This is a genomic window from Psychrobacter piscatorii (assembly GCF_043641605.1).
Lineage (GTDB): Bacteria > Pseudomonadota > Gammaproteobacteria > Pseudomonadales > Moraxellaceae > Psychrobacter > Psychrobacter piscatorii_C.
In genome coordinates this window covers 61,451-81,813 of sequence record NZ_JBHZRK010000003.1, presented here as the reverse complement: position 1 = coordinate 81,813, position 20,363 = coordinate 61,451, and the positions used below count along the sequence as shown (strand labels likewise).

Annotated in this window: 17 protein-coding genes and 1 pseudogene; 6 read left to right on the top strand and 12 right to left on the bottom strand. The window is 44.6% G+C overall.

Annotation, left to right across the window (positions count from 1 at the left end; genetic code table 11):
- Positions 1-203 precede the first annotated feature (203 nt).
- Positions 204-1,385: an acyl-CoA dehydrogenase family protein gene (locus tag ACHUET_RS04070; protein ID WP_394210885.1), complete on the bottom strand. Its 1,182-nt coding sequence runs from the start codon at positions 1,383-1,385 to the stop codon at positions 204-206.
- 362 nt (positions 1,386-1,747) lie between these two features.
- Here ACHUET_RS04070 and ACHUET_RS04065 point away from each other — a divergent pair, with 362 nt between their 5' ends.
- A complete protein-coding gene (locus ACHUET_RS04065; protein ID WP_394210883.1) occupies positions 1,748-2,818 on the top strand; it encodes a TonB family protein in 1,071 nt (356 codons plus the stop codon).
- Positions 2,819-2,887: 69 nt separating this feature from the next.
- Here ACHUET_RS04065 and ACHUET_RS04060 read toward each other — a convergent pair whose 3' ends face one another.
- From ACHUET_RS04060 to maiA, 5 genes are all read right to left on the bottom strand, one after another.
- Positions 2,888-4,033, bottom strand: a complete 1,146-nt coding sequence (locus tag ACHUET_RS04060; RefSeq protein ID WP_394210881.1) for a HupE/UreJ family protein — start codon at positions 4,031-4,033, stop codon at positions 2,888-2,890.
- A complete protein-coding gene (locus tag ACHUET_RS04055) occupies positions 4,030-5,304 on the bottom strand; it encodes a tetratricopeptide repeat protein (RefSeq protein ID WP_394210879.1) in 1,275 nt (424 codons plus the stop codon). The genes ACHUET_RS04060 and ACHUET_RS04055 overlap by 4 nt, the downstream gene beginning before the upstream one ends.
- Positions 5,305-5,383: 79 nt before the next feature.
- Positions 5,384-5,653: a hypothetical protein gene (locus tag ACHUET_RS04050; RefSeq protein ID WP_394210877.1), complete on the bottom strand. Its 270-nt coding sequence runs from the start codon at positions 5,651-5,653 to the stop codon at positions 5,384-5,386.
- 27 nt (positions 5,654-5,680) lie between these two features.
- Positions 5,681-7,180, bottom strand: a complete 1,500-nt coding sequence (locus ACHUET_RS04045) for a DUF4331 domain-containing protein (RefSeq protein WP_394210876.1) — start codon at positions 7,178-7,180, stop codon at positions 5,681-5,683.
- A 163-nt stretch (positions 7,181-7,343) separates the two neighbouring features.
- Positions 7,344-7,988: a maleylacetoacetate isomerase gene (gene maiA, locus ACHUET_RS04040; protein WP_394211099.1), complete on the bottom strand. Its 645-nt coding sequence runs from the start codon at positions 7,986-7,988 to the stop codon at positions 7,344-7,346.
- A gap of 136 nt (positions 7,989-8,124) precedes the next feature.
- Here maiA and ACHUET_RS04035 point away from each other — a divergent pair, with 136 nt between their 5' ends.
- Positions 8,125-8,982 carry an IclR family transcriptional regulator gene (locus ACHUET_RS04035; RefSeq protein WP_394210875.1) on the top strand — a complete coding sequence of 286 codons (858 nt, stop codon included), beginning with the start codon at positions 8,125-8,127 and terminating at the stop codon, positions 8,980-8,982.
- 86 nt (positions 8,983-9,068) lie between these two features.
- On the opposite strand, the pseudogene dctP reads toward ACHUET_RS04035, so the two are convergent.
- The 5 genes and pseudogenes from dctP to ACHUET_RS04010 form a co-directional block, all read right to left on the bottom strand.
- Positions 9,069-10,130 (bottom strand): annotated as a pseudogene (dctP, locus tag ACHUET_RS04030) (TRAP transporter substrate-binding protein DctP).
- A gap of 143 nt (positions 10,131-10,273) precedes the next feature.
- A complete protein-coding gene (locus tag ACHUET_RS04025) occupies positions 10,274-10,849 on the bottom strand; it encodes a VOC family protein (protein ID WP_394210873.1) in 576 nt (191 codons plus the stop codon).
- A gap of 127 nt (positions 10,850-10,976) precedes the next feature.
- Entirely contained in the window at positions 10,977-12,266 is a 1,290-nt protein-coding gene (gene fahA / locus ACHUET_RS04020) for a fumarylacetoacetase (protein ID WP_394210871.1), read from the bottom strand.
- A 200-nt stretch (positions 12,267-12,466) separates the two neighbouring features.
- A complete protein-coding gene (locus tag ACHUET_RS04015; protein ID WP_394210869.1) occupies positions 12,467-13,663 on the bottom strand; it encodes an amino acid aminotransferase in 1,197 nt (398 codons plus the stop codon).
- Between the two features lie 169 nt (positions 13,664-13,832).
- Positions 13,833-14,780 carry a LysR family transcriptional regulator gene (locus ACHUET_RS04010; protein ID WP_394210867.1) on the bottom strand — a complete coding sequence of 316 codons (948 nt, stop codon included), beginning with the start codon at positions 14,778-14,780 and terminating at the stop codon, positions 13,833-13,835.
- A gap of 144 nt (positions 14,781-14,924) precedes the next feature.
- Between ACHUET_RS04010 and hppD the strand changes: the two genes are divergently transcribed.
- The 4 genes from hppD (at position 14,925) to ACHUET_RS03990 (ending at position 19,126) form a co-directional block, all read left to right on the top strand.
- Positions 14,925-16,040 (top strand): 4-hydroxyphenylpyruvate dioxygenase, encoded by a 1,116-nt coding sequence (gene hppD, locus ACHUET_RS04005; protein WP_238037833.1) that lies wholly within the window; start codon positions 14,925-14,927, stop codon positions 16,038-16,040.
- A gap of 163 nt (positions 16,041-16,203) precedes the next feature.
- On the top strand, positions 16,204-17,145 hold the full coding sequence (gene phhA, locus ACHUET_RS04000; protein ID WP_394210865.1) for a phenylalanine 4-monooxygenase: 942 nt from the start codon (positions 16,204-16,206) through the stop codon (positions 17,143-17,145).
- Positions 17,146-17,275: 130 nt separating this feature from the next.
- On the top strand, positions 17,276-17,617 hold the full coding sequence (locus ACHUET_RS03995) for a 4a-hydroxytetrahydrobiopterin dehydratase (protein WP_201602423.1): 342 nt from the start codon (positions 17,276-17,278) through the stop codon (positions 17,615-17,617).
- Between the two features lie 102 nt (positions 17,618-17,719).
- Positions 17,720-19,126 (top strand): Na+/H+ antiporter NhaC family protein, encoded by a 1,407-nt coding sequence (locus ACHUET_RS03990; RefSeq protein ID WP_394210864.1) that lies wholly within the window; start codon positions 17,720-17,722, stop codon positions 19,124-19,126.
- A gap of 70 nt (positions 19,127-19,196) precedes the next feature.
- Here the strand turns inward: ACHUET_RS03990 and ACHUET_RS03985 are convergent, their stop codons facing one another.
- The gene (locus tag ACHUET_RS03985; protein WP_394210862.1) at positions 19,197-19,943 is read right to left on the bottom strand and encodes a siderophore-interacting protein; all 747 of its coding nucleotides are present in this window, start codon (positions 19,941-19,943) and stop codon (positions 19,197-19,199) included.
- Positions 19,944-20,363: the final 420 nt, after the last annotated feature.

Sequence of the window (20,363 nt, the reverse complement as noted above, 5' to 3'; positions counted from 1 at the left end):
CTGTAGTTATCGATAGACTATAAAAAAGCAAGACATCCAATGTCTTGCTTTTTTATGGGTGAAGAATAGGTTTTCAATACAATGAAGCTATGGGTAATCAGTCATTATCAATAGTTTGTTTGGTTTCTACGCAGCGACTGAGCAATAACAAGCGCTTGTAATATCTGTTTTACAAGCGTTACTGTTTATCGCAAAAGCTGTTCTTATACTCTGAACATTGCCCCATTTGGTGTTAATCCGACATAAGCCATACCTGCTTGATTCATCCAATGGGGTTGAATGATGCCGTGCTGTAAAATCGCATGAATATCTCGATGCGCTCTTTCTATCTTATGTTTTTTATATAATGAGGCGGTACCAGCAACGGCATAAATCTCAGATACTATCGATCTGGCTTCTCTTGCCCCCTCGCAAGCTGCTGCCCATACATCAGCAAGTTGCACGTCACTAAAAGGTTTTTGTTGCTGTGACTCTTCCCATAATGTTTCAACACTATGATGCAGCTGTAAGCGTCTAGATGCCAATAATGTTTTACTCTTCGCAATAGTGGCTTGTACGGTTGCACGGTCGCGTAGATCTGGGCTCTTACCGGGCGTCACTTTCTCAAGACACATATCAATTAAGTCATCCATGGCTGCTTTTAAAACACCTAAGGACATTGCAGCACAGCCCGCAGCGTTGATACAACCGATAGGTAGGCGACTATAGGCGTTATCTAAAGCTACGGGACTATCGAAATCAACAACATACTCTTTTTTTACCAATGCCTTTTTTATGACGATATCGTGGCTACCTGTACCGTTTAAGCCACCTACATGCCAAGTATCAATGACTTGTACATCTTCTTTTGGAATAAAAAATAGTTTCAAATTTGCGTCCGGTCCTAGGCTGGTAGGCGAACCTTCTGAAATGACTAAGCAACGTAATACAAACCAATCTGCCAGCTGACACCCAGATACAAGCGTCCATTGCCCAGATACCAAGTATCCCTCATCAACTGTGTGCGCCACACCCTCGGGGCGGGCAGAATTGGCATAAATATGAGAGGGGTCGCTGTATACCTCTTTCATACTGGACTCGTCCAAAAATCGACCGAACGTACAGGCCAAATGGTTGTTCCAAACGATCCAAGCAACCGAGGCCTCAGCGCTTGCTAACGTCTCATAAGCTTTTAGAGTTTCTACGGGATTCCCTTCCCATCCCCCTAAAGACTTTGGTAGCCCCATTCTAAAAAAAGATAGCTCAGAAAGCTTCTTGACCACGGCTGGCGCAACCTTTCTAGTATTTTCTGTCTCTTCTCTAGATAGGATTGCTAACTTAGAAATCTCATTGGCTGCATTAGATGGTAGGGTGTTCGTTGTCCCTGCTAAAGATATGTCGTTCATATGGCTCAACCTTATTATAATGAATAAAACGTTGATATGATTTAAAGCTGATAAAGCACAGATTTGAGAATAACAATGCTTGCATAAAGGATAACTAACAGATGACCGCTATACAACCAGTAATATGAATATATATGAAATTATATTGATATAAGTGAATAACAGGTAATGAGTAGTGGTGTATCTATCTATATTTATGGTCGCGGTCATAGAAAAAGAATAAAGAGGTATGTATAGCTACAAAAGCCGGTCGCGAAGTCGAATTGCTCTGTCTGAGATGATCTCTAGCACAGCTAGCTTTACATTTAACTTGTGGATCATCCAAGTACTCATTAAAAAACCCATATACAGGTCTGTTTTTAATGAGTATTCTAATAAGTACTATGATACCCAATCCTTTTACTCGTCCTATTACAGCTTGGATCACCATTGTGGTTATTGTCCTGCATGGTGTCACTGTGTGGGCGATGATGTCCCTAGATAGCCCGCCGCCTATCAATACGAAAAATAGGCCAAAAGCCATTCAATTGGAATTGATAATGTTAGCTGAACCGGCTAAAAATTTACCTAACATAAAATCCCAGAGCAAGCCTATATCACCTGAACCTTTACCTCCTAAAAAGTTACCAACTGAACCAATAGAAAAAGTTGAACCCGCCAAACCATTGCCAAAGGTAGAGGTTTCTACAGACTTAAAGACAGAGTCAATTGAGCCAATCACAACCAAAGTAGAAGAAAAACAAGCGACTACCGTAAAAAGTACGGAGTTGTCCAAAGAGAAATCTGACACAGAAATGCAGCCCACCAATCTGTCATCGGTACAAAAACTGACCATAACAGAATCTAGAAAAGTAGTGAGCGCCTCTAATCAAACAGTCAGTACAAAAGATAAAGAAGAGGATAATCTGTCTGACATGATACGTAGCGTGACAGAGCAGTTTAATCGCGATCAAGCCGTACAAAAACGTTCAGCTGCTAAACAAGCCAATCAAAAGCGCGCCGAGCAAGAAAAATGGCAAGCTGATTATGAGGCATTCAGCCATATGCTAGTAATGGCTGCTGATCAAGCTGAAGAGCAAGAAAACAACCAAGACATGGTAGAAGATGTAGAAGATAAGGTTAAGGAAGACTCAGTCTTTCTTGCAGAGTATGGCAGTTGGAGTAATGGGAAGGAACCTAGTACCAGTATTCCATCGCTGATATGGCGTAATATTGATCGTCAATTGGGCGATGTCTTTATCGTCATGCTGGAGCTGCACGTTGATACAGATGGTCATATCACTGAGGTGCAAGTGCTTGAGTCGTCAGGCAGTCCTATTATTGACGCTGTTGCCACCACTCAAGTGAGAGCGGGGCAACTAAACCCTATATCAAACCACGATAAAGTAGTTGATGCCATTGTACCGATGTCACTAGTTTACGAAAGACCTTAATGCCAGCTGTTCATAAGATAACAAAAAATCAAGACTCAATCTCTCGCAATAATTAACGCGCTATTAAATCTAAAAGGCGCGCTCAAAAAACCACCAGAGTGCCACTAAAATACCAATCAAAGACCCTATATAAAATATCCCCCATTTATAGAATTGCGTGTGCCGCAGCAACAATGCTATTGGAAATACCAAAGCGATAAATACCAGCTGCCCTAATTCGATACCAATATTGAAGCTCAGTAGTGCCAGTACACGTGCGCTTGTGGCGAGTGGCAAATCTACCAACACATTGGCAAAGCCAAAGCCATGAATGAGACCAAAAAAGAAAGCCAAATAGACAGCACGTACTCGCAGCATTGGCACCAAATTATTGAGTGCAGCAAACGCAATAGACAATGCGATGACAGATTCAATAAAGCGGGCAGGGATACTGACGATCTGTAGCGCTGCTAAGCTCAATGTGATGGAATGCGCGAGCGTAAATGATGTCGCAATCCAAAACACTTCAAGTAGCGCCGCTTTTGGATTAGCAACGGCAACTAACTGCTTTTGCTTACGAACATATACTGCAGGAATGAGCAATACAAACAAAAACAGCAAGTGATCGAGGCCAATGAGCAGATGATGTACACCACTTTTTAAGAAATTTGTCGCTGTCGCCATCCAGCCAGAATCAGCCTCTGATCCTAACGGGATTTGTCCAACCGTTAGGACTTGTAGGGGTGCGTCAGAATCTGCTTGCGTCAATATTAGGCGATGATTGGCATCAATACCTGCCAATATCTGGTAATCAAGATTATCGATTGGCTGCTCACAGCTCACTGCAAAATTGGTATATAAATAATTAAAACCCCCACGTGAATTGATTGCGAGTGGTGAGAAATTTGCTGTTTGACACGTTTGTGCCGCGTTTTCTAACTTTATTTTGGCAGTTATGAGTTGTTCTATAAGCGGCGTCTGTGATTTCACTTCTGCCCAGCTGACCTGACTGTCTTTGTTTGGATCTATATCGACGAGCAATGCCAAATCGCGCAGTGATAACTCGTATGTAGCATCGTACATAATGTTTGTGGCACTATCAGCGTCATTAACAGTAAGGTTCAAATAAGCGGTACTGGACTCATGCGCTTGACTAAAAGTACAGGCGAGCATGAGCATTAGTAAGGTTAAGTAACGATAAGTGTGACCCCAAACAAGTCTGCAAAGCGCGCTCATATAGTGTCATCCTTATTCGTAGCTTGTGTACTTGAGTGCTCGTTTGTACTAACGGGCGTACTTTTAACAGATGTGTTTTGCGTTTGGATAGCTGAGTCTTGCTTGCGTACCGCTTGGCAGTTTAAACAATCACTGAGTTTCCCCGAGCGTAGATCACGTTCCAATGCCGGATATTGAAACTGTGTGTCGGTTATAAACTGGCGTATCAAGTCGATATCTTTTTGGCTGCTTGCCCTCAGTGCTGCGGTGGCATACAGCTCGATATCTGCTGTTTCGCGCTGTTGTTGCCAGTTTTTTTGAGCCAATAGCAGGGCTGAGTTCACTTGATTGGCAAGCAGAGCATAGGTTGCTTGTTCTCGTATATGGGCGTTTTCTTGACGTATTTGCCATACCTCAATGCGCTCTTTCATCAGTGCTAAATTTTTCTTAGCTTTGGGGTCATTCAGCTTCATTTGAGCAGTAATGAGGCGCAATAGTAATGCATCTTTATCGGTATGCTCTTGTAGCAAGTCGCGAACTTGTGTGTACTCACCGATACTCAGTAGCCAATCGGCCCGAGCCATAAGTGCTGGTACGGTTTGATCATCCATGACGTCAAATACTTGCTTGGCGAGCGTGGCATCTTGACTACGCAATGCGGCATCTGCTTGAATCAGATAGATCCAGCGTGCTGTCGATGCGTCTAGACCAGGAGCGATAGCGGCCAGCCCACTAAGCGTTTGTTTTGCTGCATCAAGCTCCCCCGTCATGCTTTGTATTTGAGCGGCACACGCCAACTCATAAACGCGCAGGGCAGGGTCATCGAGTTTTTGGCAGTAGTTCATGGCTTCTGTAAATTGACCTTGGACGAGCAATAAAGAAGATAGTGTCAATAACGCATCTGGATGCGCAGCATCTTGACTCAAGATTTGCTTTAATAGTTCTTCTGCTTTGGCAAATTTGTGATCCGATTGAAATGCTCGCGCTTGTAGCATTAGGGTATCTATACTTTGATCTGTGGTCTGATCTAATTGTGCGCGTGCTTGTCCTAACGCTCGCGGATCACCTTGTAAATAGGCGCGTTCTAATAGCTCACTGGTTTGATCAAGGTTGTTTGACCCTGTATCCGATACAAAGTCAGCAGCGCTAAGGTAGCGCGGTGGTGGTGAGTTATCAGGTAAAGTCGCAAGAACTTGTTGATCGTTTGTGGGGATAAAAGGGGCCGCATGAACAAGCTGGCTACTGATGAGTAAAAGAAAGAATAATTCGGCAAGCGTTTTAATCCAATGCATAAAAAAGCACCTCAGATCAGTAGATAAAGAAACACCCAATCAGTGGACTGATCAGGTGCTGGAACTATCTCGCATCATATTATAGTGAAGCGTTGGGGTCTTTTATTGCAACAGGCTCTGCCAAATTGGCTTCAGGAAGTATAATTCGATCAATATCCTGAGGCTCATCGGTATCTAGATTATTGCTGGCGTCAATCACGTCAGACGTTCTTTTGACAGCAAGTTCAGCTTTTGCTTGGTCTACTGCAACATCACTTTTACCTATATTTGACGAACTATCGTTATCATTGAAGCAACCAGAAAGCGCAGCTGATCCAGTGATCAATACGGCTAACATTATATAGCGCATAGTATTTCTCCTTGGTTGAGTTTCAGCTTATCTGGCACCTGGGGTTGGAGTCGTCAAATAAGGAAAGGCTGAATCAAACTCGGTAGCAGGTTTGAGGGCGCCATCAGTGAGTAGTGCTTTGCCCGCTTTGGCATCAGCAGGTACGCAAGTTGCGTCAGCGGATAGACCTGCGTGACATAGGGCACCCATCGATACTCTCAATGCAATGTCAGTAACGTCATCACCAGGGCGTCTACCATTTGGGAACCCTGCAGTATCTTTGGCATCTGTTTTGGGACGACCATCGGTCTGACCAGGAATAATACTAATCACACCCAAGTCATTTTGCATGGCAGCAGGTACTGCTGCAATATCGGTATTCAAGCGCAGCATATCGGCAGGTACTTGATTTGCATTCGTTGGCTTATTAACACCAGGAACCCCTGTTAAAAATGCGGTTACTAAATCTTGCCGCGGGAAGTTCGTTGGTGCAGGTGCGGTTGGGTACAAGGTTTGGATCAATGCTGGAAGGGTAGGATAAAAGACATAAGGGGCAAAATTCGCCACATCATCTTTTGGCTCTGACGCATTAAATTTGTCTTTATCTTTGAGACCAATCACTACTTCGTTCACCAGTGGCATACCCAGTCTTGAAACCTGTGTCCATGCACCGCCTTTTTTGGCAGTGGTGCTGATACCAGAAGCAGGCGAAGGGTTCACTAAGGTTGCCTGACGGACACTGGCCGTGGTCCAAGCACCAATCACAGGATCTTTACTAGTATTATTGACGAGGCAAGATTTTGGCACTTCCATCGCAATTGAGGTGACATTTTTGTCAGCTAGTATGTTGGTTCCGCCAGTACGTGAACCCAATGGGTTTAGATTCACTAAGTCAAATACTCGGCCCAAATCAATAGCAAAACCTTCAGCACGTTGACCGACAAATACTCGACCTTGACCACAGCTACCTAAGTTCAAAGGTTTGATAAAGCTTTTTGCATATGTTGGATAGTCTGCAAACGATTTTGTTCCGATATAGTCGAATGGCTTTTGGAAGTTGCCTAAAGAGGTTCGCGAGCCGCTACGGCGATCGCCTTTGACCATCGTGACATTATAGCCTTCACTCGTTTGTACATTTGCCGCTTGTGAGGCATCGCCAGCGTTAGATAAAGGAATGGCGACCTTTGGCGTAGACGGATTGCCATCTGAGTCAATTTCAATACTGTTTAGGTTTTGAGTGAAATCAAATTGGAACGTGATGTCTTCAACAGCATCGCCGTTGTTGTCAATATGAATCTCATAGAGTGCATCTGGATCTAAGGCGAAGTAGTTGGGCCCACCATAAGCATCTTGTAGCGGCAAATAGTTGGCAATAATCGTGACGTAATCTCCCCGATTAGCCTCATAGCTATTGAACATATAAAAGTCAGACGCATCGACTTTTGGGGTTTTGGTGATAGAAGGAGCTTCACGGTGACTTGAGGCAACGGCGCTTGCGCTTACGCACAGTGCCATTGCTGCTATTAGAGCCTTGGTAGCATGTTTCATACGGATCCTTGTAAAGAAACTTTGAGTGATAGGGTAGTTAAGAGTCGATCTCACTTGCAATTACCAGTTAACGAAATAATATCCTTATTAAGTCGTTTTTAAATATACACTCTTTTGCTGTATTGTGTCTATCAATTTATTGGTTTAAATATATTGATATTTATCAATAATTTGGCGCATCAGGCTGCATCATAGGATCAGCATCTGTAAAAGCTTTTAGCGTGCGACAATGCGTATCAATAGCGACAATATTAGGATAAGCGCTTAAATCTACTTCGAAGCGCCGTGCAGAAGAAACCTGCGGAATCAAATAGCAATCTGCAAAAGTAGGTCTATCACCATAGCAGAACTGTCCACGGTTTTTATCTGCTGCCAATCGTGCCTCTAAGGCAGTAAATCCTTCACTGATCCAGCGATTGCACCATGCAATGACTGCCTCTTTATCTACTGACAACTCATTACGTAAGTACTGTAAAATACGGCGGTTATTAATCGGATGGATATCGCAGCCAATCATCGCACTTAGCGCACGCACGTGCATGCGACCAGCGGCATCTTGAGGCAATAAAGCGTGCTCAGGGTAGGCCTCTTCTAACCACTCCAAGATGGCTGGACTTTGATATAATACTAAGTCATCTGCTTGTAGGACAGGCACCAACCCTTGCGGGTTTATCGCTTTAAAGGCTGCTTCTAACTGCTCATCTTGTGCTAGATTGATGGTAATATCCTCGTAATCCAAGCCTTTTAAATTTAAGGCGATACGAGTACGGTGAGAAGTGCCACTACGAAAATAACCATGAAGTGTCATCATTGTTTATATCCTTATTATGAGAAGTTGTGAGTGATAAGTATGTTTGCCACGCTGAATTTTATAAAACAAGTCTCCTTACTTTATAAGACATATATCCTTTAACCTAGACAGATACCCTAGAATCGAGCCAATCATGCCAGTAGCCAAAAACGCTTTAGATCAATCCGCTAATACCAAAAACCAAGGGGGTATTCAGTCGCTCGAGATTGGGCTGTCGGTATTAGACGTGCTGATCGATCGCAATGAGCCTATGATGCTAAAGGATATCGCTGAAACCATGCAGATGCATCCCGCAAAATCCCATCGTTACTTGGTCAGCCTCATTCGCAAAAATTACGCTCGCAAGCTTGATGATGGTCGCTATGGGCTTGGCGATAGAGTAAATGCATTGGCAGCATTAGGACATACTGAGCTCAGTCAAAACAATCTCTTGGCGCGTCTCACGCAGGTGGCCAATGAAATCAAAGACACCCTAAATTGCGGCGTGCAAATTGCTAAGTGGTTTAGCGAAGGCCCAATTATTATTCAGTCTGTTGAACCAGACAGTCCGATTAGCATCATCACTCGTATCGGCTCACGTATGCCTTTGACGACATCAGCCACGGGGCAATTATTTGCCAGCTATCAACCTGATGCGGTCATTCAGCCATTGGTCACCGCTGAATGGCAGTCGAGTAATGCCGCAGCAGATATGACAGAGAAGTGGCAGAGTTTTGCTCAGCTGCAAGCCAAGATACGTACCCAAGGCTATGCAACCGTCACTGGTGATATGCTCATGGGTATTAATGCCATTACGATACCTGTGATATTGCCGCATCTTGCCAATAGTGTTGCCAATCTATCCGCGAGTAGTGACAAAACCGCTAGCGAGGCTCTACCGCTAGAATATGCCATTACTATCATTGGAACCACAGAGCAACTACCAATGAGTGAGCAACAGAACGTAGTCGAGCAAATACTAGCAATCGCGCAGCGCTATCAAATAGCATAGCCAAAATGTTAACTACAATCTGATTGGCTATCGCGTTATCGCGTCGAGAGATTTATTTACTCATGTTGTCTCATTCAGTCCATTCTCTAGACCACACAGGCGCTACTTGCTGCTTTTGCTTTTTCGTATACATTATTAGCATCTAGACCAGTGGCATTGACTTCATCTAGATAGTGCTGCGAGCCTTCCATCAGTGGGCCTTTCCAGTCGGGGTCATTGAGTGGGTCAGGGATATCGATCATGATATCGCCTTTTTCTTTGGCGGCAGCCATGGCTTTGGCATTACTGACGTCAAATACTTTAGAGACATTTTCTGCCATCTGTGCGCCTGAATTATCATCGATCACTTTTTTGAGGTCATCGGGTAAGTTCTCATACTTGTCTTTGTTCATACTGATGACAAAGGTAGAGTTGTAAAAAGGAATGTTGGTATGTGTATTGATGAGCTCATCAAGACGAAAGGCTTGAATGGGTTGCCAAGTAAAGCTCAATCCATCGATGACGCCGCGCTGAAGTGAGGTATAAGTATCACTGGCAGGCATGCCAACGGGTGCGGCACCAGTCGCCTCGATAATGTGGCTAGCAACGGCAGAAGGTTGGCGAATACGTAAGCCTTTCATATCCGCTGGCGTGCGAATCGGTTTATCAACCGTATGAAGGGCGCCTTGTCCTGTACCAATGAGTGCGAGCAGGTGAGTATCCTCGTACTCATTTTTGATGACGCCCTCATCGTAGAGTTTATGAAGGATACAGCTTTGCTGCTGGGCGGTATTGGTGATACCTGGCAGTTCTACAATCTGCGTCAAAGGAAACCGTCCTGCTGTATATCCTTGCGCTTGCATACCAATATCGACGATGCCTTTTGCAGTCGCATCCTAGGTGGCACCCGGCTTACTGAGAGTAGCAGAGGGGTAAATCTCAATCTTTAAACGACCGTTTGAGTCTTCTTCGATTTTCTTTGCCCATGGCTCCAATGCTTCGGTATTGATATTGTCATTGGCCGTCATAAAGTGTGAAAATCTCAGAGTCGTCACGTCGCCTGTATTGACATCCGCGCTTGAGGCTTGTTCATTTTGATCATTGTTAGAGCAGCCAGTCATCGCAACTGAGGCCGCTAAGAATATGCCTAAAGGGAATTTTACTTTCATCATTGAGTCCTTTCATGATGGTTAAATATGGTTCGCAAGCTATGCCATCTCTTCATTATTTTGAACTGATCACTACTTATCTAATTTTAAAGTAATGATTGATAGATAATGTAAAAAAGGTAGCAAGTAGAAAGACGACGCAGTTACTCTCCGACAGGCGCAACATCGCGTGCTTCAGCCAATTCATCACTATGCAAAAACTGCGTATGTGCTGGCGCGCGTTTGGTGCGAGCCCACTCATCCAGCATGTCTTGCTTGATGGCCTCTGTAATCATCGAGACCTTATCTTCTGAGGTCGGGTCGTCATAGGTCAACTCGAGACGATGTCCATTAGGATCGAAGAAATATATCGAGTGAAAGATACCGTGATTGGTCACACCAATGACATCAATACCTGCGGCCTCAAGATGCTCTTTGGCAACCATTAGCTCATCACGATCTTTGACTTTTAGCGCCAAGTGTTGCACCCAGTTTGGGGTATTAGGATCAAAGCCCATTTCAGGCTGGTTAGGCACTTCAAAAAACGCCAACACATTGCCATTACCAGCGTCCAAAAAGACGTGCATATAAGGGTCAAAGGCTTTAGTCGAAGGTACGTGATCTTCTGCAAATGCCAAGATAAAATCCATATTGAGATTTTTCTTGTACCATTCGACCGTTTCTTTAGCATCCTTGCAGCGGTAGGCCACATGATGGATTTTTTCAATTTGAAAACTCATATCAATTTCCTTTTGATAAGGCGTAGCGTGAATGTAAGAGGAACGATGCCTGTACTAATAGACCAAATGTCATGATTGTGCTAACGGCTCAAATCTACTGTCACTACGCCTTTTTTCTATGCCATTATTATTCGTTAAAATCAAAGCTCAGCGCGGGCAGTACTTTGCCTCGTACTTCACCAAACCCAACACGCACGCCATTTTTTTCGCTGTAACCTTTCATAATGACGGTATCGCCATCTTCGATGAAGGTGCGCGACTCACCGCCCTCAAGTGCTACGGGTTTGGTAGCATTCCAAGCAATCTCTAGCATCGAGCCATAAGAGTCAGGCGTTGGCCCTGAGATTGTGCCCGAGCCCATCATGTCACCGACTTCTACTTTGCAGCCAGTGATAGTGTGATGCGTCAGCTGCTGCGCCATTGACCAGTACATGTATTTAAAATTGGTCTCGCAAATAACTGTCGCTGTTTCTGCATTTTCAGGCAGTAGCTCAACCGACAGATTAATATCAAAGCTGTTATCACTGTCTTTTTCGTTTAGATAAGCAAGCGGCTTGGGTTCTTGGGTTGGGCAAGCGGTGCTAAATGGCGCCAATGCATCCATCGTGACTATCCACGGAGAAACTTGCGAGGCGAACGTCTTAGCATTGAACGGACCTAAAGGCACATATTCCCACTTTTGGATATCTCGAGCCGACCAGTCATTGAGCAGTACCATGCCAAAGATATGATCAGCCGCTTCATCTACGGCGATTGGTTGACCGATATGATTGCCTTTACCAACGACAAAAGCGGTCTCGAGCTCAAAATCTAGGCGCTTACAGGCAGAGAAAACAGGACGGTCATCAGGGTTGGGCTTTAGCTGACCTGAGGGACGTACGACATCATTTCCACTGACGATGACGGTACTAGCGCGTCCGTTATAACCAACTGGCATTTCGGTCCAGTTAGGTAGCAGGGCATTGTTTGGATCGCGGAACATCGTACCGACGTTGGTCGCGTGTTCTTTCGATGAATAAAAATCGGTAAAGCCCGGCACTTGAACGGGCAAATGCATGGTAACGTCTGCTTGCTTGAATAGCGCCTTTTTTTGCAGATCGGCATTATCACGCAAGTCGCTGTTTTCACTAGACAGTAGCGTTTGAATGGTCGTGCGTGCTTGCGTCCAATTGTCTCGACCAGATTCAATAAAGGCGTTTAGCGTCGACTGATCAAAATAAGGCCCGCCATTTAGACTCAATAATCCTTCTGACTCCAGTACAGACAAGTCTAGTACTTGATCGCCAATGGCAACCCCTGCACGGCGAGCACTATCTTTAGTGTCGCTAAAGATGCTATAAGGCAGATTGTGGATGGAAAAGTCAGAGTCTGCTTTGATGTCGATAAAAGAGGTGAGAGTACTGTCAGTCGTTGACATGATTTGCTCCTTGCTAAAAATATAATTTAATTACGTTATAGTTAATGACTTACGTATAATGTAATTTATTGATATGTTGATTGCAAGTTTTTTGTGCCGTGTCTTTTGCTTACGGATTGATAAGACAAACTTTAAGCACAAAAAAAGGCCGAGCAATCGCTCAGCCTTTTTTCATTTCTTAGTCTTTACTTCTGATGAATTTAGTCTTTTAAAACGTCTGCCATTGCATTGGCGACATAGTCGATGTTACTGGTATTTAGGCCAGCTACACACATACGTGAGTTAGATACCATATAAATACCATACTCGCTTTGTAGGCGCTCGACCTGTTCAGGCGTCAATCCAGTAAAGCTAAACATGCCGTTTTGACGGGTGATGTAGTCAAAATTACGGTTAGGGATTTTTGCTTCTAGTACCGATTTTAGCTTTAGGCGCATGGCTTTGATACGGTCACGCATAGCATAGACTTCGCCAACCCACTGCTCATGTAGTGCTTCATCGTTCATGACGGTATCAACCACATGACCACCATGTGATGGCGGGCTTGAGTAGATGCGGCGTACCATCGCATTTAGCTGACCAAATACGCGCTCGGCTTCGTCTACGGTGAGACAGACGACTGATAGACCGCCAACGCGCTCGCCATATAGCGATAGGTTTTTAGAGAACGAGTTGCTAACAAACAGTGGCAAGCCCATCTCAACGGCTTTACGAATAGCGTAAGCATCGCTGTCCATGTCTTCGCCAAACCCTTGGTAAGCGATATCCATGAATGGAATCAATTCACGTGCTTTGATGACGTTGAGTACCGTGTCCCATTGCGCTTGGGTTAAATCTAGCCCCGTTGGGTTGTGACAACAAGGATGTAGCAGGATGACATCATTTTTGTTCAATGTCTCAAAAAACGCAATCATCTCATCAAATTTGATACTGCTGTTGGCTTTGTCATAGTACGGATATTTACCGACTTCTACGTCAGAACCCTCAAAAATAGCAATATGATTGCCCCATGTCGGATCGCTCACATAACACTTAGATTGCGGAAACCATTGATTGATAAATTCGGCACCCACTTTTAACGCACCAGAACCACCGATAGTGGCGATGGTCGCGACCAAACCGTCTTGTAAGATTTGAGCGTCTTTACCGAACAATAATTCCTGACAGCCTTTGCGGTGTCCAGGCAAGCCTGCCATCGGTAGATAGGGACGAGGAGAGATAGGATCAGCAATACGCGCTTCAGCTGTTTTCACACAGTCGAGCACAGGTAGTACGCCATTCTCATCATAATAGATGCCAATGCCTAAGTTGACCTTGTTAGGATTGTTATCTGCTGAGTATTTTTCCATCAGACCCAAAATTGGATCACCAGCGTAATAATCGATACGTTCAAACATGCCATTTCCTTATAAGAATATAAACCAAGCAGCCGAAAATCATAGAGCAAATTGCCGATGAACTCAACACGAGAGTGCGCTATCTTGGATAATTAACCAAATAAATCACTAAATATTTTTTTTGCGCATCTGCCCATCTATCTAGTAGAAGCGTTTGAGTCATGATTTATCACTTAATCGCCAGTGTGTCAGACTGATGCAAGTCGTTGTAGTGGGTGGTAAAGTACGTCTGTAAAAACTGCTTAAAGGCAATCGTAGCGGGAGACAATGCCCGAGAGGCGCGCTGATAGATAAAGAACTGACGCATTTTTACTGGTTGCGTGAGTGGGCGCATTTGCAAGCCGTTGGCACTGACCCAATCGATGACCTCGGGCATATAGGGGAGGCATAAGGTAATGCCAAACCCTTGGCGCGTCATCTCAAGCGCGGTGGACATAAAGTTCACCTTGTAGCGTGCTTGCTGAACGTGAGTGGCAATAGCATCATCCAGCTCGGCAGTCACCTGCTCAAGAAATGGGCCTTGTAGGGTAATAAGCGGAATATCTAATAAATCCTGCCAAGTGATTTCGGTTTTTTGCGCCAGTGCATGGTTGTCTGGCATGACCACGCAAAATGGCAGCTTGTATAACAGATCAGCACCGATATCATCTTCAGTCTCTATAAAACCCAGCTCAGTCCCAACCCCTAAATCAACCTCAATATCTTGAACATGCTTGAGCAAATTCTCTGCTGAGCAATCCAGTAGTGACACGCCGATATTTGGATATTCCTTGGCAAATTGCGCGATGACGGCAGGCAGGGAGGATGCTGCAAACTGCGATACCGCTAAGCGCACCTGACCTTGCGCCAAGCTGGTCAAGCTGCTGGCTTCATTTTCGAACAGCTGCATCTCATTCAAGATACGCCGCGCTTGTGGCAGCAGATGTCGTCCTACTGCCGACAAAGACAACTGGCGGGTGGTACGGTCAAACAAAACGATGCCGAGGCCAGTCTCTAGCTCTTTGATCAGTCCGCTAACAGCAGATTGGGTCAGATACATCTGTTCGCTGGCACGAGTAAAACTGCCGTTGTCAGCGACTTTGATAAAGGCGGTCAATTGGCGAATGCTAATATTCATAAGTAAACCTGATAAATAAATCATAAAAAACAATTAGTCTTATAAATAAAGCTAATCTAATATAAATACAACGTCAACAATAAAGATTGATTACCAATCGTTTTATCGACTTTTTATCACCAATTGACATTAAGGATGATTGCAATGGCAGATTTATTTGACAACCCAATGGGACTAAACGGGTTTGATTTTGTCGAGTTCGCTTCCCCTCAGCCTGATGCGGTCGACGCATTATTCAAACAGCTGGGATTTGCACATATCGCCAATCACAGATCAAAAGACGTGGCGCTATATCGCCAAGGTGACATCAACTTGATCCTAAACCGCGAGCCAAAAAGCCAAGCCAGTTACTTCGTTGAAGAGCATGGCGCTGGTGCTTGCAGCATGGGATTTCGTGTAAAAGATGCCAAAAAAGCCTACGAGCGTGCGGTGGAGATGGGCGCGCAGCCCGTAGAGGTGCCAACAGGCGTGATGGAGCTGAGACTGCCAGCAATTAAAGGGATCGGCGGCTCACTGATCTATTTAATTGACCGTTATAAAGACGGCGAATCTATCTATGATGTCGACTTTGAGTTCTTTGCAGATGTGGATAGAAACCCTGTCGGATATGGCTTCAAAGTCATCGATCATCTCACGCACAATGTCTATCGTGGACGCATGGCATACTGGGCAAAATTCTATGAGCGCATCTTTAATTTCCGCGAGATTCGCTATTTTGATATCAAAGGCGAGTACACGGGGCTGACCAGTAAGGCCATGACAGCACCGGATGGCAAAATCCGTATTCCGCTGAACGAAGAAGCCAAGCAGGGTGGTGGACAGATCGAAGAGTACTTGATGCATTTCAATGGCGAAGGTATTCAGCACATTGCGCTCGCCAGTGATGACTTGTTTGCCAGTATCGATATGCTAAAAGCCGCCGGCATTCCACTGATGACTGCACCAAATGCAGCCTACTACGAGATGCTTAGCGAGCGCTTACCAAACCATGGTGAAAACGTCGCTGACTTGCAAACGCGCGGTATCTTGCTAGACGGTACAACAGAGGGCGGCGCACCGCGTCTACTGCTACAGATTTTCTCTGAGACCATCTTGGGTAGCCCAGTGTTCTTTGAGTTTATCCAGCGTAAAGGCGATTATGCAGACGGTTTTGGTGAAGGTAATTTCAAAGCATTGTTTGAATCAATAGAGCGTGACCAAGTACGTCGTGGCACGGTCGGTCAGCAAGAGACCAATCAATCAGAAACAGAAACGCCGTAGATCACACTACATTTAGAAAAAACTTAAAAAACAAACGGACAAGGCAAAAGGAGTTTGGCTTGTCCTTAATAGATACCCTTTAACAGGTACTTTTCAATAGATACGTTACTGACAAGTATAGATATAAAGGTAACGTACTCACTGCGATAAAAGGAACACAGGCATGGAACGCCTCTCACAGATAGATTCTCCTAATACAGCCATCGGTGCCAATAGTTCTGTAGCCAATCAGCAGGGCGGTGATGCGTCTGCTCATCATAACGCGACCGATAAAAAGCAGCCCTATATCTCACATCAGCCAGATGCCAACGGTCATATTCATTATAGTGACGATGAAAATGCAATGTGGCAGGCGTTGCTTACGCGTCAAGCTGAGCAAATCCCTAACCGCGCTTGCCCCGCCTATCTAGAAGGTTTGACGAAGCTAAATCTACCGACGACGCATATCCCGCAGTTGCATGATATCGATGAGGTGCTACAAGCGACCACCGGTTGGCAAACCGCTGCTGTGCCTGCATTAATCAGCTTTGGCAAATTCTTCAAACTACTCGCCAATAAATCCTTTCCTGTCGCGACGTTTATTCGCCGATTTGAGGACATGGACTATATCGAAGAGCCGGATATTTTTCACGAAATCGTTGGACACTGCCCGCTATTGACTCATCCAGCATTTGCAGCTTTTAACGAGACGTATGGCAAGCTTGGTCTTAGTGCAACCAAAGAGGAAAGATGGTTTTTAGCACGGCTGTATTGGTTTACCATTGAGTTTGGCTTGGTCGGTAGTCAGCCTGAAAACCGTAGAATATACGGCGGCGGTATACTAAGCTCGCCTTCTGAAACGATCTATGCGCTTGATCAGACATCGTATGCCCACCCAAAAACTCAAATACAGCCTAAGTCTCTACAGCAGCCTGAGCACCGAGCATTTGATTTGCTTGATGTACTGCGTACGCCTTATCGTATTGATCAAATACAGCCGATTTATTATGTGATTGACGAATTAGATACGCTATTTGATATCGTTGATAGCGACATCATGGGTACGGTCAAGCAGGCGATGTCACTTGGGTTATTTGAGCCGACCTATCCAGAAAAAACCCGTTAAAATTTAAATGTAAACGTAAATGCAATCACTTCAGTACCGAGTATTGAAATAGCGACACAGCTATTTCAACATGGATGTACGAGTATTAGAAAATAGCTATTAAAAACAAAAAACTTAAAAGGATTTTATTATGACAGCACTATCACAAAACAGCTGCGAAGCCTGCCGTATTGGCGCACCGAAAGTCGACGATGCCGAAGCACGCGAGCTATTACCACAAATTCCTGATTGGTCATTGATTGAGGTAGATGGCATCCAACAATTGCAGCGTCAGTACAAATTTAAAAACTTCGTCGCAGCGATGGCATTTGCCAACCAATTGGCAGACATTGCTGAAGCAGAAGGGCATCATCCCGGTATATTGGTAGAGTGGGGCAAAGCGACCGTCACATGGTGGTCACACAGTATCAAAGGTCTGCATCGTAATGACTTCGTCATGGCGGCTAAAACCGATGAGTTACTTGATAAGTAACTCGTAAGCTATTCGGTTACTCATTAGCAAACCAGTTCTCTAACGCTCCCAAATTCAAACCCAATCTAATGCCAGCCTGAGCTGGCATTTTAAGGATGTGTCATGCCACCAAAACCGCTCACCCAGATCAGCGCCAAGCTCGCCTTTATTATCTCAGCCATCGTCATCGCTATTATGGGTGTTACCATGATTGGCTTTGGCTGGGTGCCTCATCTGTCTCTTATCCTTGCCATCTGTGTACTACTCGCTATTGGTATGACCAAAGGTCTGAGCTTTGATGACATGCAAGCACAAATGGCCTCAGGTGTCATGCGCGGTATCGGTGCCATCTACCTGTTTTTCTTTATTGGTCTGATGGTTGCCGCCCTCATGATGTCAGGGGCCATTCCCACACTTATGTATTTTGGTTTTCAGCTTATCTCACCTGAGTATTACTATATCTCCGCCTTTATTTTGACCTCTATTATTGGTATCGCCTTGGGGAGTAGTTTGACGACCGCAGCCACACTGGGGGTGGCCTTTATTGGCATGAGTAATGCCTTTGATGCCAATGTGGCGATAGCGGCGGGTGCGGTAGTATCAGGTGCGTTCTTTGGCGATAAGATGTCGCCCTTGTCTGATACTTGTACCATTGCGTCCTCTGTGGTGGGTATCGATCTGTTTGAGCACATTCGTAATATGATGTATACGACAGTGCCTGCATGGATACTGACAGTCATCCTGTTCTGGATGTTCTCAGGTCAGACGACCAGTTCTGATTTGAGTCAAGTGACCATATTACAAGGACAGCTGATAGACAGTGGCTTGGTACATGGTTATTCGGTATTACCCTTTGTGATATTGGTAGGGTTAGCCCTGTTTCGGGTCAATGCGATTTATACGATTATCTGTACGATTGCAGCGGCACTCATCATTACTTATATCCATAGCTCACCAAGCTTTGGTCAATTAGGTGGTTATTTGTTTGCCGGTTATGCGCCTGCTGAGTCATTAGAGTTAGGTGAGGTGGGTGGTATGCTATCGCGCGGCGGTGTACAGAGTATGTTCTTTACTCAGGCGATTGTGATATTGGCACTGAGTTTAGGTGGTCTGTTGACGGCTCTAGGGATTTTGCCAGCACTGCTATTTGGTATTAAGGACACATTGACGACGTCAGGACGAGCGATCTTTGCGGCAGCAATGTCAGCACTGAGCATTAACGTGCTGATTGGTGAGCAGTATTTGAGTATTTTATTATCTGGTACGGCATTTCGCTCGACGTTTGAGCGTCTGCAACTACATCCGAAGAATTTGTCTCGGACGATTGAGGATGCAGGAACGGTGATCAATCCATTGGTGCCATGGAGTGTGTGCGGGGTGTTTATCAGTCAGGCGTTAGGGGTGCCGGTATTAGATTATTTGCCGTATGCATTCTTCTGTTATTTGTCATTACTATTAACACTGCTGTTTGGCTTTACGGGGGTGACGATTAGCCGAGTGGAAAAAGAAGGAAAAGTGGTCGAAGCATAATAAATGATGATGTATAAAAAAGGCGTAGTTCATATGAGCTACGCCTTTTTTTTGAATGTAAAATCTGTATTTATTGATCTGCCGTTTGGGCGTCCTGACTTTTCACCACTTTATGCTGATCCTCTGTGCTATCGACTTTCCAATAACTAGACACATATAAATGCGTCTTTGGTACGTCGCGCTCCATTTTGAAGTATTGACGCAGTGCACGCATACTATGGAATTCGCAAGCCGCCCAAACCGCGGGCTGTCCCTCAAGCCAAGTCAGTGATTTGACGCAGTCAAGTAATGGGCTGCTGTCTGCATTTGGATGGTTGTTGACCACCCAGTGAATCTCAACGTTCTCTGGTTTTTTAAGTGATTGCTGGTCTGCCTCAGTCGTCACCTCAAGCACGGCATAGCCGCAAGCATCGGCAGGCAATTGTGCCAGATTGACCGTGATCGCTGGTAGCGCTGTCATATCACCGACCAATAAAAACCAATCGGCGTCATTGTTGATGAGTTTTTTTGGACCAGGACCGCCAACTAATATTTGATCACCAACTTGAGCATTGCGGGCCCACATCGATGCAGGCCCTTCAGCTTCATGTAATGCAAAATCAACATCTATCTCATCATCACGCTGAACGCTGACGGTATAGGTGCGTACCAATGGCCGAGCATCCTCACCTTGAGGAAACATCAGTTTGATATAGGCGCTTTCTTGATCTGCTGGAAAATCAATCAGTCCTGTGCCACCAAGCGTGACGCGGCACATATTTGGGGTCAGGTAGGTACTTTCAACAACGTCTAATAATCTGGGAGTAGGTTTTGCCATCTAGTTTTTTCCTTTTTATCGCGTATGACCATAATGCTCAAAGCATGTTTTATTGTCGTCTGACGGTCGAGAGGCTAGAGCCTTGATGTGATGAGTGATGCTGGAGTGTTACCTAGCATCATATTTCTTATAAACTATATCTCTTATAAATGATTATCAAATGACGAGAATAAAATAAAAAGGATCATATCATTAATGATAATAATTATCATTAAAATTTACAATTGAATAAACGCTAAAAAGAGCGTGGGCAAGGATATGGCGTGTTGATAGCCTAAAGGTGACAAATGATCGGTATAAATTAATGTATATAAAAACAAAATCTTAAGATTAATGATGTTATATCAAATGATAATTATTGTCATGACCGATGGTGTTTAAATGACTTTTCTCGTATCATGCTCGCGTATATCTGAGCGT

Excerpts from the sequence above, each read along its gene's own strand:
- ACHUET_RS04060 (WP_394210881.1), bottom strand. The coding sequence starts at position 4,033 with ATGAGCGCGCTTTGCAGACTTGTTTGGGGTCACACTTATCGTTACTTA.
- ACHUET_RS04065 (WP_394210883.1), top strand. The coding sequence starts at position 1,748 with ATGAGTATTCTAATAAGTACTATGATACCCAATCCTTTTACTCGTCCT.
- ACHUET_RS04070 (WP_394210885.1), bottom strand. The coding sequence starts at position 1,385 with ATGAACGACATATCTTTAGCAGGGACAACGAACACCCTACCATCTAAT.
- ACHUET_RS04045 (WP_394210876.1), bottom strand. The coding sequence starts at position 7,180 with ATGAAACATGCTACCAAGGCTCTAATAGCAGCAATGGCACTGTGCGTA.
- ACHUET_RS04025 (WP_394210873.1), bottom strand. The coding sequence starts at position 10,849 with ATGAGTTTTCAAATTGAAAAAATCCATCATGTGGCCTACCGCTGCAAG.
- maiA (WP_394211099.1), bottom strand. The coding sequence starts at position 7,988 with ATGACACTTCATGGTTATTTTCGTAGTGGCACTTCTCACCGTACTCGT.
- ACHUET_RS04010 (WP_394210867.1), bottom strand. The coding sequence starts at position 14,780 with ATGAATATTAGCATTCGCCAATTGACCGCCTTTATCAAAGTCGCTGAC.
- ACHUET_RS04050 (WP_394210877.1), bottom strand. The coding sequence starts at position 5,653 with ATGCGCTATATAATGTTAGCCGTATTGATCACTGGATCAGCTGCGCTT.
- ACHUET_RS03985 (WP_394210862.1), bottom strand. The coding sequence starts at position 19,943 with ATGGCAAAACCTACTCCCAGATTATTAGACGTTGTTGAAAGTACCTAC.
- hppD (WP_238037833.1), top strand. The coding sequence starts at position 14,925 with ATGGCAGATTTATTTGACAACCCAATGGGACTAAACGGGTTTGATTTT.
- ACHUET_RS04055 (WP_394210879.1), bottom strand. The coding sequence starts at position 5,304 with ATGCATTGGATTAAAACGCTTGCCGAATTATTCTTTCTTTTACTCATC.
- ACHUET_RS04035 (WP_394210875.1), top strand. The coding sequence starts at position 8,125 with ATGCCAGTAGCCAAAAACGCTTTAGATCAATCCGCTAATACCAAAAAC.
- fahA (WP_394210871.1), bottom strand. The coding sequence starts at position 12,266 with ATGTCAACGACTGACAGTACTCTCACCTCTTTTATCGACATCAAAGCA.
- ACHUET_RS04015 (WP_394210869.1), bottom strand. The coding sequence starts at position 13,663 with ATGTTTGAACGTATCGATTATTACGCTGGTGATCCAATTTTGGGTCTG.
- phhA (WP_394210865.1), top strand. The coding sequence starts at position 16,204 with ATGGAACGCCTCTCACAGATAGATTCTCCTAATACAGCCATCGGTGCC.
- ACHUET_RS03990 (WP_394210864.1), top strand. The coding sequence starts at position 17,720 with ATGCCACCAAAACCGCTCACCCAGATCAGCGCCAAGCTCGCCTTTATT.
- ACHUET_RS03995 (WP_201602423.1), top strand. The coding sequence starts at position 17,276 with ATGACAGCACTATCACAAAACAGCTGCGAAGCCTGCCGTATTGGCGCA.